The organism is Anaerotignum sp., assembly GCF_040307045.1.
Taxonomy (GTDB): domain Bacteria; phylum Bacillota; class Clostridia; order Lachnospirales; family Anaerotignaceae; genus Chakrabartyella.
The window spans coordinates 143,216-157,801 of the sequence record NZ_JAWRKF010000005.1 but is presented as its reverse complement, the minus strand read 5'-3'; the positions used below and the strand labels follow the sequence as shown (position 1 = coordinate 157,801).

The window sequence follows — 14,586 nt, the reverse complement described above, 5'->3', positions numbered from 1 at the left end:
ATATATTTTAAATATTATTTTTCTTCTTTTGTTTGATTTAGGGGGCTTTGAAAATCTCCGCCCCCTCATTTTACAAATTAATTTTTAGGTACCATTTTCTCAATTCCACCCATATAAGGACGCAATACTTCTGGGATACGTACAGAACCATCTGCCTGTAAATTGTTTTCCAAGAAAGCAATTAACATTCTAGGAGGCGCTGCAACGGTGTTATTTAAGGTGTGTGCAAAATACTTTTTGCCATCTTCCCCTGCAACACGGATACCCAATCTTCTTGCCTGTGCTTCGCCCAAGTTGGAGCAACTACCAATTTCGAAGTATTTGTTCTGTCTTGGTGACCAAGCTTCAACATCAACAGATTTTACCTTTAAATCTGCTAAGTCGCCAGAGCAACATTCCAATGTACGCACTGGAATGTCCATTGTACGGAACAAATCAACAGTGTTTTGCCACAGTTTATCATACCACATAGGGCTTTCTTCAGGTTTACAAACAACAATCATTTCTTGTTTTTCAAATTGATGTATACGGTATACACCACGTTCTTCAATACCATGAGCACCTTTTTCTTTACGGAAACAAGGAGAATAGCTGGTTAATGTATAAGGTAATTCTTCTTCTTTGCTCATTGTATCGATAAATTTACCAATCATAGAATGCTCGCTAGTACCAATGAGATATAAATCCTCACCTTCAATTTTATACATCATTGCATCCATTTCAGCAAAGCTCATTACCCCTGTAACTACGTTGCTACGAATCATAAACGGTGGAATACAATACGTGAACCCACGATCAATCATAAAGTCTCTGGCATATGCCAAAATTGCAGAATGCAAACGGGCAACATCACCCATTAAATAGTAAAAACCATTACCTGCAACTCTTCTTGCTCCTTCTAAATCAATACCGTTAAATCTTTCCATAATTTCTGTATGGTATGGAATTTCAAAATCTGGTACAACAGGATCACCATATTTCTGAACTTCTACGTTTTCACTATCATCTTTACCGATAGGAACAGAAGGATCAATGATATTGGGGATTGTCATCATTATTTTCTTGATCTTTTCTTCAACGTCTTTTTCTTTTATTGTTAACTCATCTACTCTTGCAGCTTCTGCAGCAATTTTAGCTTTTACTTGTTCTGCTTCTTCTTTTAAGCCTTTTGCCATTAAACCGCCAATTTCCTTGGAAAGTTTATTTCTTTCTGCACGAAGCACTTCAACTTCCTGCTTAATAGCTCTGTTTTCAAGGTCTAATGCAATCACCTCATCCACCAAAGGTAATTTGTTATCTTGAAATTTCTTTCTAATATTTTCTTTTACTACTTCTGGATTTTCTCTTACAAATTTAATATCTAACATCTTTTTTCCTCCTTCTATCTTATATATACCGAATTTGGGAAATCGGAGCAATAAAAAAACCCCCAATCCCATAAAAAACAGGGACGAGAGTATTTCCCGCGTTGCCACCCAGATTGCCCGAAAATTATTTCGAACCTCTTAAATCAGCGATAAAGGGCTTACCCTTCCGACTTTCATCGGCAGCTAAGAAAGTGGAGCATTTTCTTTCTCTCATCGGCTCGCACCAAACGCCGACTCTCTGAAGAAATACAGAAAACTTAGCTTTCCTATGGGCGAGTTTTCGCCACACGCTATTTGCCCCACTATTATATCCCAAACTGTCAATAAAAATCAATACTTTTTTCTAAGCTTTTTATTTTCAATCATTATTTCTAATAAGTTGTGTGTTATGTTAACTTAAAGTATAAACTTTTCTATAATTTCTGCGATTGCATCTTCTTCACACCTATTTTCTGTAACAAAATCAGCAATTTCTTTTACTTCTGGTTCTGCATTAGCCACAGCAATACCCAATCCTGCTTTTTTTATCATAGAAATATCATTGTCACTATCACCAACAGCAATCACCAAATGAATAGGTACTCCGGCTTTTTTGGCTGTCTCTTCCATTATATTACCCTTGCTTACACCTTTTTTAACAACTTCCATAAAGATTTTGCTTGAAAAAAAACAATCCAGTTCGTCACTTGCAATTTCTTTTACCTTTTTCTGCACCAGAAGTAGCTTTTGTTTTTCACCTGTAATCAGACATTTTGTAAACTCACCCTCATGTGAAAGAGGATCTTCCATTATTTTTACAGAGTTTCCCATTACTTGACAGTATTTTTTTACACGCTCACTTTCCGTTTCAGCCATAAAAATTCGGTCATCATAATAATAAAGTTCTAAGTCTAATTTTCTGGCATAATTCACAATGGGGGCAAAAATTTTTGGCGAAAAACTTTCCTTTATGGCTAAAGACATATCTCTTAAATCATAGACTGCTCCACCATTTTGGCAGATTACATACCCCTCTTTCCCAATCAAATGCAACTCCTCTAGATAACGCTCAACACCAAATACACCTCTGCCTGTACAAATTACAAACTGAACGCCTTTTTCTACAGCTTTTTGAATTGCTTCTTTATTTCTTTCTGACACGTCAGTATCATTTTTTAGTAATGTTCCATCCATATCAGAAAAAATCATTTTGTATCCCATAAACTTCTCCTTCTTAAACTAAGTTATCAACATTTTGTGGATAACTATATAATTTTCTCACGATTTTTCTTTGTTTTCATAATATTACCTTTTGTTATCCACATTTTCCCCATAATTTATACACATATCCACATTTCTGTAATAAAAAAGGGTGGTTCTTAGGAAAACTAGTTTTTCCTTTTTCCACCCTATTTTTATTTATTTTCTTCGTCTTCCACCTGCTTTTTTATAAAAATAGGTGATTCTTCGACAATACTTTCTTCACAAAATTCATTATCAAAATCAACCGTATCATCATTCATGATCTCTACCGCTGCAATTTGACTAGCTATCATTTCTTCCTGTAAAATTTGTTCTTTTTCAGCTAATGTTACATCGCCCAAGTCTACACTCATCTCTACTGACCCATCATCTTCTACTATTTCCAGGTGAATTTGCTCCTCCATTACAGGAACTTTATCTTTCCTTCTGAAAGTTGGCTTGAATTTAATTTTAACTACTTTTTCGTGCTCAGGATGATACGCCCGATCTTTGGCCATTTCAACAGCCTTTATTTCTTCATCAGAAAGCATATAGATACTTACACCCATCTGGATGGGTTTGGCATAGGTAAAAGAGCCTGTTCGGCTATGAATACCATTTAAAACCACGCCATTATCTTCCCCGTCCAGCAGCGCTAAAGCAAAACATAAATTGCCACCCATTTCATCGAAAGGATTATAACGAATCAATCCAACTTTTTGAATATTGCTTTTCATGGTTTTATCCATATCTGTAACCATATCCAGCAGCTTGCCATACTTCTCTTCTATTGATTTTGATGTTTCATAATACTTTTCAAGTTTCATTTCTAAATTATGGCTAGGTCTTCGGTTTGCACCCATAAAAAATTCGTATTTTTTCTTTTGTCTACTTAACTTAACAAATAATACGATGCACAGAATGAAAAGTACAAGCACGGCTATTCCTAACCCTAAAAGGATATATATGATATAATCTTGTAACATTTCCATTGATAATTATCCTTCCATTCTTTTCATAATGGTAATAAGTCTATCCAAATCTTCTTGAGAATAATATGTTATTTCAATTTTTCCCTTGTTTTTCATTTGATTAATTTTGACTCTAGTAGAAAAAATAGTTTTCAACTCTTCCTCAACAGCTTTTTGATTGGCATTTTTTTGGGTATTTTCTTCTTTTTTTGCATTTTTTGCAGTTTCTTTTTGGCTTAATTCTGCTTTAACCAGTGATTCTGTTGCTCTAACACTTAGTTCTTCTTCAATAATATGTTCAGCTAATTCAAATTGTCGCTCACCATCTATAATAGGTAATAAGGTTCTTGCATGACCACTTGTTAGTTTATTTTCAACAACAAAATTCAATACACGATTATCAAGTTGCAGCAAACGCAATGAATTTGTTATTGTAGAGCGACTTTTTCCCACTTTTGCTGAAATTTGTTCTTGATTCAATCCAAACTCTTCTTGAAGTCGACGGTAACTTTCAGCTTCCTCAATTGGATTTAAATCTTCTCTTTGCAAGTTTTCAACAAGAGCTGCTTCAAAGGCCTCAGCTTCTTTCCATTTTTTTTCGATAACAGGAATTTTCTTTAGTCCTGCTATTTTTGCTGCCCTCCATCGTCTTTCTCCAGCAATTATTTCATAGTAATCTTTATTTTTCCTTACAACCACTGGTTGAATCATTCCATAATTTTTAATTGATGCTGCAAGCTCTTCAAGTGCTATTTCATCAAAATACTTTCTTGGCTGCTTGCGGTTTGGCTCAATCATATCCATATCCAATTCCCAAACGTTGGATCTGTTTACTTCTTTTCCAGTTTCTTTAAAATCTTCTAATTTATTATTAATCAGCGCTTCTATGCCCATTCCTTTAGATCCTAGTCCCATTTTTTTTGCAGCCATGGATCAACTCCACTCCTTTTCTATAACTTCTTCTGCCAAAAGTGAATAACTCTCTGCTCCTTTTGATTTAGGGTCATATAGGTGTATTGGCAAGCCATGACTTGGCGCCTCGCCCAGACGTACATTTCTGGGAATAATGCTTCTATATACATTACTACCTAGGCTACGCTTAACCTCTTCTACCACTTGTAATGACAAATTTGTTCTTGCATCATACATTGTAAAAACAATTCCTTCTATTTCTAGGTAGGGGTTTAATCTTTTTTTAACCAAGTTAATGGTATGTAGTAATTGCTCCAGCCCTTCCAATGCAAAGTATTCACATTGAATAGGTACTAAAACAGTATCTGCTGCGGTTAAAGCATTTATTGTAATTAAATTAAGAGAGGGTGGACAATCTATAATAATAAAATCATATTCATCTTTTATTTTACCCAATTCTTCTCGCAATATAAATTCTCTTTCTTCCTTCCCAATCAGCTCTATCTCTGCCCCAGTAAGGCTTATATTTGCTGGAAGCACTTCTAACCCATCAACGCAAGTAGGTTGTTTTACCTCCACAATTGTTGCTTCTCCTAAAAAGATATTATAGATTGTAACTTCCAAATTATTTTTATCAAGGCCGAGGCCACTAGTGGTATTCCCCTGCTGATCTGCATCTATAACAAGTACTTTTTTTCCGTTAGCCGCAAGACTTGCAGATAAATTGATAGCAGTAGTTGTTTTACCTACGCCACCTTTCTGGTTTGTCACCGCGATAACCCTAACTTTACCCATAGTTCTCCCGCCTTTCTTTCCATATCTGAAAAAATTATAGCACATCCCTGATGGAATGAAAAGAAAAACAGCAATGTTTCACGTGAAACATTACTGTTTTAATATTTTTGTTATAATCCCTATGTTTCACGTGAAACATTTACATTCTTTTTGGGCTCACAAATACTTTAATTGCCTTAGGAATAACCTTTAATTCAAAAGGCATTTTAGGTCCCATCTCCCCATCAACTGTAGATTCCATTATTTTAAAATCATCTTGCAGACATTCAATTTTAAAATAATTATCTCTTAAATAAAGAATATTTTTTGTATCATTAATATGATCCCCCGTCAGCATCTTCAGAAAAACAGGAGGTAATTCAATAAGGGGTTTTGCTCTGATTGCTAAAAATTCAAACATTCCATCTTGAATGGAAGCCTGAGGTGAAAGTTTTGTAAAGCCTCCTGTTCCCGCACTATTCATTATCATGTAAAGATACAAATATTCCTCAATCACTTCCTTACTAGTTGTAATTCTAAAAGGAATTTTATGAAAACTAGGTATCTGTTCAACTCCTTTTAAATAATAAGAAAGACTTCCTAAAGCATTTTTTACATCTTTATCCACTGTTTGAGAAACATTGGTTAAAAGACCACCGGCACAAACATTGATAAAATAAGTTTTGTCATTTACAATTCCTAAATCAATGGGAACGGGACTTGTACTAATAATTGCCCGGCAACTTTCCTCAACTTGCCCATTTTTAAATCCTAAATATGTGGCAAAATCGTTTGCAGTACCTGAAGGAATAATACCTAAAGGTATATTTAAATTTCGGCTCATTAATGCATTTAAAACTATATTAATTGTACCATCCCCACCAGAAGCAACAATAACATCATAGTCATCATCCATTTTAGAAATATGTTTTGAAATATCACCTTCTGCCATAGAACGAAAAGGATGTACTTCATATCCACCTTCTTGAAAAATGCCAATGCATACATCTAAGTCAAACTTGAAACTTTTATTACCTGAGAAAGGGTTATAAATTAGCTTTAGCTTTTTCATGCTAAAACACCTCGCTTTTACATTTGTTCAGGTGCATCAATACCTAAAAGATTTAAACCTTGTTTCATTACAGTTTTAACTGCAACAACTATTGCCAAACGAGCTTGTCTTACTTCTTCTTCACTATTTAAGATGGGATTATCATGATAGAACTTATTAAATGCTTGAGCAATTGCAACCAAATGACGTGTTACAACTGAAGGCTCTAATTTATTGGCAGCATCTCTAATTTTATCTGGATATGCTTCAAGTAGTTTACAAATATCCAATGAGGCATCGTCAGAAAGTTTAGAATATTCAATGTTTTCAAAAGAAATTTCTCCTGCACGCTTTAAAATACTGCAAGCCCTTGCATGTGTATACTGCACATAAGGTCCAGTTTCTCCATCAAAGTTCAACATTCTCTCCCAGGAGAAAACAACGTCTTTAATACGCCCATTGTACAAATCATTAAAAATAACTGCACCAATACCTACCTGTTTCGAAACTTCTTCTTTATTTTCCAAACCCGGATTTTTTTCCTCTATTATTTTTTTGGTTTCCCCAATAGCTTGACTTAACAAATCTTCCATTAAAACCACATTTCCATGACGTGTAGATAATTTTCCACTATCTAGGCTTACCAATCCAAAAGGAACATGAATCAGGTCTTTATACCAATCATATCCCATTTTATGAATGACTTCAAACCACTGTGCAAAGTGCAAATTTTGATCCAACGCTGTCAAGTAGATACATTTCTCAAAGTTATACGTCTTTTTACGATAAAGTGCGGCAGTAATATCTCTTGTTGCATATAATGTTCCGCCATCTTTTCGAATAATCAAACAAGGGGGCATATTCTTGTCTTCCAAGTCGACAATCAGTGCACCTTCACTTTCTTTCAGAATGTTTTTATTCTTCAATTCTTCTACAACAGGAGCCATTTTATCATTGTAAAAGCTTTCTCCTGTATAAACATCAAATTTTACACCCAACATTTCATAAACGCGCTCAAATTCTTTGATACTAATTTCATAAAACCACTTCCACAGGGTAAGAGCCTCTTGATCCCCCTCCTGCATTTTTACAAACCAAAGTCTTGCTTCATCATCCAAGGACGGATTATTTTCTGCTTCATCATGAAATTTAACATAAATACGCATTAATTCCTGTATTCCGTTATTTTCAACAGCTTCCTTACTACCCCAATTACGATAAGCAACAATAAGTTTGCCAAACTGAGTACCCCAATCGCCAAGGTGATTAACACCAACACAATTGTATCCCAGTTCTTCATGAATTTTATAAATTGCATTACCAATTACAGTGGAACGAAGGTGACCAACATGAAAAGGCTTTGCAATATTTGGAGAAGAGTAATCAATGACAATGGTCTTTCCATTGCCAATGTCACTCTTTCCATAGTTATCTTTATCTTTTAAAACATCTTTCAAAACAGCTTGGGCGTATACTCCTTTATTGATATAAAAGTTAACATAAGCACCTACAACTTGAATTTGTTCAATAAATTCTGGTTTATCAAGTTTTTCTACAATTTCCTGTGCAATCATAGGGGGCGCTTTACGAAATACTTTTGCTAAACGGAAACAAGGATATGCAAAATCTCCCATTGTTTTATTTGCAGGTATTTCTACTGTGGCTAAAGCATCCTCAAATGATACATCAGCTGCTGCTGCTAAAAGCTTAGCAACCTCCACTTTAAAATCCATATTATGAATCCTCCAATCAGAATAAGCGATCAAAAATTTAATTCATTTCAATATATACAAAATAGTGCATACTTCTTTCAACTTTATCACAAAAACCTTGTAAAATCAAGGAAAACACCAATTCAAAAAGACATAACATTTTAACTTTCAATAGAAAAAGGCATCCCAAATAGAGTTTCACAGTGCTCTATTTCAAAGATGCCCATTTTGATTACTTTATAACCTTAGCCATATTTTACTGTTAAGTTTACATAAGAAATATGTTCTCTCATTATGGCATATGCTGTTTGATAATCTCCATTTTTAATTGCATTCAAAAGTTTGCCGTGCAAATCAATGGTTACATCAATCGCTCTTGGATTTTGGGTAAGAGATTCCCTAAGAGCTAGCCGAATTCCTTTTTCAAAGGATTCCTTTGCTGCAATCATTGTACTCATAAGAAGTTTATTATGTGTTGCTGCTGATACTTGCATATGAAACATAGAGTCGTAATCAACAAATAAATTCACATCATTCTTACTTTCTATCATTTTTTCATAGCAAAATGTTAAGTCTGCAATATCTTCCGGCGTTGCTCTTTTAGCTGCATAACTAGCCGTTTCAGCCTCCAACATATATCTAAATTCTAAAAGGTCACCCAAATCAGAATTTTCAACAGTAATACAAAACGGGGCAATATTTACGATATTATCAATCTCATTTACAAACGTACCAGCCTTGGATCTACGAATGAAACCAAACACTGCCAAAGCCGTATATGCCTCTCTCAACGTACTGCGTCCCACACTTAACATGTCACTTACAATATTTTCGTTAGGTAACATATATCCTGCGGGAAGCTGCCCGCCCATTATTAACTCTTTGAAACGCTGGAACAAATTTTGGGAAATATTGCATTTACCTAAATCTTTAGTCAAATAGACTATATTTTCCGCAAGATAGTCTCTGTCCATACAGTTCCTCCCATATGTTTCTTTTTTAACAATTTTGTTTCTATTTTATCATTGTTATCGTTGCATGACAAGCATTTTCAATATTTTTGCAACACATATTCTTCTTGGATTTCAGAAAGGGGAACTTCTTTATTTAGAAGGAAGGATGCTGTTTCAGTATGAACTTCTTCTAGTCGTTTTTGGTCCTTCCTGCGTATTAATTTATCTTTTTCACTCTGTTCTAAGGTTAACATTTCATATACACTACGAACAACAAAATCATTTTCATTTTGAGCATTTCTAAATTGGGTCCAAATCGGCACAAAGGATACCTCTTTCACATTTGGTGGTTCATTTCCCACTTGTTCCACAGTTAAGTGCAAAACAATGGATGCATTTCTGGGTGGAGTTGTTTGAGACGATATAAAATTTCCTAATGAATAAATAATAAATCCATCGTGCACACCATAGCCATGATCAATTTTTCTATACTCCATGGGTTGTAAAACATGGGGATGGCTAGCAAGTATAATATCTGCCCCTGCAATAAACATCAAATCTGCCCATTCTTTAAAAATATCCCTGGGATAAGATTCATATTCATTACCCATATGGGGCATTACTACAACTACATCAGCTATTTCCCTAGCTTTTTTGATATCCATGGTCATCTGATCATCATCTATTAAGTTAACTAAATAAGAATCCGGCACAGGAATGCCATTTGTTCCATAGGTATAGGATAAAAATGCAAACTTAATTCCATTTACCTCTTTCACCAAGATTTTATCCCGTTCTTCTTGGGAGCGATAAGTTCCAATATGCTCAATCCCATACTCATCCAGCTTGTCCAGGGTGCGAATTAATCCACTTTTTCCAGTATCCATACTATGGTTATTGGCTGTGGTCAAAACATCAAACCCAGCATCTTTGATTACATCTAAAAAAGAATCAGGCGTGTTAAAGCAAGGAAAGGATGAATAACCCCTATCAGCTCCTCCAAATGTTAATTCTAGATTACCCAATACCAAATCATAACCATCAAAATATTTTTTAACATCCTGAAAATTATGCATAAAATTATATGTGCCAGTGGTAGAGTCATATGCCTCGTTATACTGATAGTCGTGCACCATAATGTCTCCAACCACAGCTATCTTTGCTTCTTTTACAAATGGTTTACTCATACCACCAGACACAAAAAACTCCTGTTTTTCCTGCATAGAGCATGCAGTAAGTATAATACAAGCTAAAAGCAAAACGAAACTTTTCTTCATTGGACACCCCCTAGTTATCAAAATTAAAAAATACTCAGTAAAAATTCAAAAATAGACAAATATAGTATTTGTCTATTTCCCATAAAAATTAATTATTTTCTTCTTCTTGCAGGCTTAAGGCCGTGCCATTTTTAATAGAACGACGGCAAATAAAATAAATAAACCAACATAATAAAGCAGGACCAAAAACCAAAACAAAATAAATCCAGTTTTTCCAAGTGAAATACACCCAAATAGAAAGCAATACCATAATCATAGGTAAAATTAATCCTGTCCACTTAGAATTTTGACTTGGTCTGCTTGCAACAACCCCTTCAATAAAAACCATACATAGAACCAATGAAAGCACTTTCCCCAAAGCTAAAATAAACTCTATATCCCACATCTTCCTATACACCTCGGTCTTTTTGTCTATACTCCGATTCTAGCAGTCTACGCAAATTTTGTCAAATAATCATCAAAATTTCTAATCTATTTATATATTTTTTACAAAATAAAATTACCGATAGCTTTGTTCCTTTTCATTTCTCTTTTGTATTTTTTTAAACAGATACAATTCATCATCTGCATTCTTAATTGCCTCTTCAACCCTACATAAGCCTTTTTTATAATAACCATGACCAATAGATACATTGGGAATTTTCTTATCTTTTTCTTTACAATTTGCTATTTTCTTTAAAAATATTTTTATTGCATTCTGAATTGTGGTTTCATCTGTTATCTTGGATATCACGCAAAACTCGTCACCGCCAATTCGAAAACACAAACCCATATTCTGAAAAACCTCTTTTATACAGCAAGCCACTGTGAAGAGACATTCATCACCAAACTGATGTCCATAGGTGTCATTTATCTCTTTAAATTCATCTACATCAAAGATCAAAATGGTAGCCTGATTTGACTCCTCCACCCGCTCTACCTCACAGGCGTAAGCACGACGATTGAGCAAATTGGTTTGTGGATCAAACTTTTCACAAATCTCACAAAAATAGGCATAATAAATAGTAATTGCCATAGAAATACAAATCCATGTAGTATGCACCGTAGGAAGTATAACTTGAATACTAGTCCCAAATATGATAAAAAGCAATAGTAAATACAATACAAAACTATTTTTGCTCTGATATCTTTTTTTTAGCCGTATTGTTTCATATATCAGCAACAAGATTCCACATATATAAGCCAAAATATAAATGAAAAACCAAGGTCCTCGTGTATAAACATTTACCGCTGATATTGTAAACACCAAACCAAAAAAAGGGGAGCATATAGTCATACACATATTTAACATTGCCGGAAATATCCAAAATTTTATATTTGTATAATTAGCATTACAAAAAGATAGTGTCATAAAAATAGGAATAAAAGGCGAAATAGAAAAACCAATTACATTACAAAAAAAACTTTGCAAACGAAAGTCAGAGAAGGGTTTTTCGAAAAAATAAGTTCCTATTTCACAAATTGTAACGATAATTGTAGCTATGATGGCATATGTAAAGAACATTTTCATTTTTCGATCTAAAATTTCATTATTTCTAATTATGATACAGAGCAATAACATTGCCATTGTGCTGACAATACCTAGAAAAATATAATGATGTATCATTCTATCTATCGCCTCTTTCAATTGCTTTGTTTATTCTATGCTTTTTATAATATTAATTTATAAATATTCTTTATTGATCACAATTTTACCATAATTTAGTTGTATAATATAATAAAAATGAATTTATTAGAGATTTTTAATGAATTAAAACATATAAAATAAAACTGCACTTTAAAATTGTGCAGTTTTATTTTATCAGTATCTTTTAATCAATATCAACCATTGTTTCTATTGTTTCTATTGTTTCTTCTATATCAGCAAAATCATCTTTTATATCATCTTCAGAAATCTTTGCAATGCCCACAACTGTTATACCATCATTTAAGTTCATCAACTTTACACCCTGTGAAACACGACCAATGATAGAAATATCCTTTGCTCTCAAACGAATGATGATTCCCTCTGAAGTCATGAGCATAATTTCTTCATTTTCATCAACCAAAAGAACGCCAGTTAATAAGCCTGTTTTTTCCGTTAATTGATGGATTTTCATCCCTTTACCACCTCTATACTGAAGGGTAAATGCATCTGTTTCAGTACGTTTTCCATATCCTTTTTCTGTTACATTTAGAATTTGTAATCCTTCTGAAAGTTTTACAGCAGAAACAACGTAATCATCCTCACGCAAGGTTATTGCTTTAACACCTGTTGCTGTACGTCCCATTGGCCTAACATCTTTTTCAGAGAACTTAATGCCTAGTCCATTTCTTGTTGCAACAAGAATTTCGTTTTCTCCGTTGGTTGTCATAACAGTAATCAAGTTATCATCTTCTCTAAGATTAACAGCGATTAAGCCACCTTTTCGAATATTCGCAAAACTTGCCATTTCTGTTTTCTTAATAATACCTCGCCTTGTAATCATCACAAGATATTCATCTTCTTTAAACTCTTTTACAGGAATAATGGCTGTAATGTTTTCTCCAGGAGCAATTTCTAAAAGGTTCACAATTGCCATTCCCCTTGCAGTACGCCCTGCTTCAGGAATTTCATACCCTTTCATTCGGTATACTCTTCCTTTATCTGTAAAGAACAATATTGTATCATGGGTTGAAGATAAAAACATATCTTTTACAAAATCCTCTTCCCTTGTCTGCATGCCCACAATACCCCTACCGCCTCTATTTTGGCTCTTATAAGTATCTAAAGGTGTACGCTTAATATAATTCAAATTAGAAAGTGTCATAACACAAGTTTCTTCTTCAATTAAATCTTCCAAGTCAATTTCTCCTGGATTCTGCACCAATTGGGTACGACGTTCATCGCCAAACTTATCTCTAACGATTGTAATTTCATCTTTGATCACACCCAACATTAATTTTCTATCTCCCAATAAAGACTTATAATAAGCAATTTTTTCCATTAAGTCTCTATATTCTGCATCAATTTTTTCATGCTCCAGACCCTGTAAACGGCGTAGCTGCATTTCCAAAATTGCCTGAGCTTGAACATCAGATAATTCAAATCGTTCCATTAAGCGCTCTTTTGCATTATCATAACTGGTACGAATGATACGAATAACCTCGTCAATATTACTGATGGCGATACGTAAGCCTTCTAAGATATGAGCTCTTTTTTCAGCTTTATCCAAATTAAACTGTGTTCTTCTTGTTACAACATTTTCTTGATGCTTCAAGTATTCTTCAATAATGCGCTTTAAATTTAAAACTTCAGGCTTTCCATCCACCAATGCAAGCATGATAGCACCAAAACTTTCCTGAAGCTGTGTATATTTATAAAGCTGATTTAAAATAACATTTGCGTTTACATCTTTTTTCAGTTCAATAATAATCTGAATGTCATCACCGGCAGAAGCATCATACAAATCACTGATGCCCTCGATACGCTTATCTTTAACCAATTCTGCTATCTTTTCAATCAACCGTAGCTTGTTTACCATATATGGAAGTTCGGTCACTACAATTTTTTCCCTACCGTTTGCCATGGATTGAATTTCAGCCAATGCACGCACCAAAATTTTACCCCTACCAGTACGATAAGCAGCACGAATTCCACTTTTTCCAAGAATGGTGGCTCCTGTGGGAAAGTCAGGACCCTGAATATGCTCCATCAACTCTTCTATATCAGTTTCCTTATCGTCGATAGTATTATCAATCATACAAATAACACCATTGATGACTTCCGTTAAATTATGAGGTGGAATATTTGTGGCCATACCAACAGCAATACCAGAAGAACCATTCACCAAAAGGTTAGGAATTCTTGCAGGCAAAACTGTGGGTTCTTTTTCATTTTCATCATAGTTTGGAACAAAATCCACGGTATCTTTTTCAATATCCGCCAATAATTCCGCCGTAATTTTGGACATTCTTGCTTCAGTATAACGGCTGGCCGCTGCACCATAACCATCAATGGAGCCAAAGTTACCATGACCATCTACCAGCATATAGCGCATAGAGAAATTTTGTGCCATACGAACCATTGCTTGATAAATGGAACTATCGCCATGAGGATGGTACTTACCCATGGTATCACCCACAATACGAGCTGATTTACGATAGCTTTTATTGGGATCCAAGTTCATTTCATTCATAGAATAGAGAATACGTCTTTGTACAGGTTTTAAACCATCTCGCACATCAGGTAATGCACGGGCAACAATTACACTCATAGCATAATCGATATAGCACTTTTTCATTTCCTCGTTAATATCTATGGAAACGACCTTATCTATTTCTCTGATTTCGTCGCTCATTCTTTCACCTCGTTTTTATTCTAAACCTT

The 14,586-nt window shown here is 34.4% G+C and carries 12 protein-coding genes and 1 other annotated feature; all 12 genes read right to left on the bottom strand.

The window, feature by feature from the left end; translation table 11 throughout:
- Window positions 1-77: 77 nt before the first annotated feature.
- Window positions 78-1,367 (bottom strand): serine--tRNA ligase, encoded by a 1,290-nt coding sequence (gene serS, locus ABVZ64_RS04255; RefSeq protein ID WP_352399814.1) that lies wholly within the window; start codon window positions 1,365-1,367, stop codon window positions 78-80.
- A 76-nt stretch (window positions 1,368-1,443) separates the two neighbouring features.
- Window positions 1,444-1,647: a binding site (T-box leader), on the bottom strand.
- A gap of 116 nt (window positions 1,648-1,763) precedes the next feature.
- On the bottom strand, window positions 1,764-2,567 hold the full coding sequence (locus tag ABVZ64_RS04250; RefSeq protein WP_352399813.1) for a Cof-type HAD-IIB family hydrolase: 804 nt from the start codon (window positions 2,565-2,567) through the stop codon (window positions 1,764-1,766).
- Window positions 2,568-2,761: 194 nt separating this feature from the next.
- Window positions 2,762-3,580, bottom strand: coding sequence for a DUF4446 family protein (locus ABVZ64_RS04245; protein WP_352399812.1), 819 nt, complete (start codon window positions 3,578-3,580; stop codon window positions 2,762-2,764).
- Window positions 3,581-3,586: 6 nt separating this feature from the next.
- Window positions 3,587-4,489 (bottom strand): ParB/RepB/Spo0J family partition protein, encoded by a 903-nt coding sequence (locus ABVZ64_RS04240; RefSeq protein WP_352399811.1) that lies wholly within the window; start codon window positions 4,487-4,489, stop codon window positions 3,587-3,589.
- A 3-nt stretch (window positions 4,490-4,492) separates the two neighbouring features.
- Window positions 4,493-5,266, bottom strand: a complete 774-nt coding sequence (locus tag ABVZ64_RS04235) for a ParA family protein (protein ID WP_352399810.1) — start codon at window positions 5,264-5,266, stop codon at window positions 4,493-4,495.
- Between the two features lie 139 nt (window positions 5,267-5,405).
- On the bottom strand, window positions 5,406-6,317 hold the full coding sequence (locus tag ABVZ64_RS04230; RefSeq protein ID WP_352399809.1) for a YegS/Rv2252/BmrU family lipid kinase: 912 nt from the start codon (window positions 6,315-6,317) through the stop codon (window positions 5,406-5,408).
- 17 nt (window positions 6,318-6,334) lie between these two features.
- Entirely contained in the window at window positions 6,335-8,029 is a 1,695-nt protein-coding gene (gene argS / locus ABVZ64_RS04225; protein WP_352399808.1) for an arginine--tRNA ligase, read from the bottom strand.
- A gap of 224 nt (window positions 8,030-8,253) precedes the next feature.
- Window positions 8,254-8,982, bottom strand: coding sequence for a FadR/GntR family transcriptional regulator (locus ABVZ64_RS04220; RefSeq protein WP_352399807.1), 729 nt, complete (start codon window positions 8,980-8,982; stop codon window positions 8,254-8,256).
- Window positions 8,983-9,059: 77 nt separating this feature from the next.
- The gene (locus ABVZ64_RS04215; protein ID WP_352399806.1) at window positions 9,060-10,238 is read right to left on the bottom strand and encodes a CapA family protein; all 1,179 of its coding nucleotides are present in this window, start codon (window positions 10,236-10,238) and stop codon (window positions 9,060-9,062) included.
- Between the two features lie 88 nt (window positions 10,239-10,326).
- Entirely contained in the window at window positions 10,327-10,623 is a 297-nt protein-coding gene (locus ABVZ64_RS04210) for a hypothetical protein (protein ID WP_352399805.1), read from the bottom strand.
- Window positions 10,624-10,737: 114 nt separating this feature from the next.
- Window positions 10,738-11,253 (bottom strand): GGDEF domain-containing protein, encoded by a 516-nt coding sequence (locus ABVZ64_RS04205; protein WP_352399804.1) that lies wholly within the window; start codon window positions 11,251-11,253, stop codon window positions 10,738-10,740.
- Window positions 11,254-12,049: 796 nt separating this feature from the next.
- Window positions 12,050-14,557: a DNA gyrase subunit A gene (gene gyrA, locus ABVZ64_RS04200; RefSeq protein ID WP_352399803.1), complete on the bottom strand. Its 2,508-nt coding sequence runs from the start codon at window positions 14,555-14,557 to the stop codon at window positions 12,050-12,052.
- Window positions 14,558-14,586 lie beyond the last annotated feature (29 nt).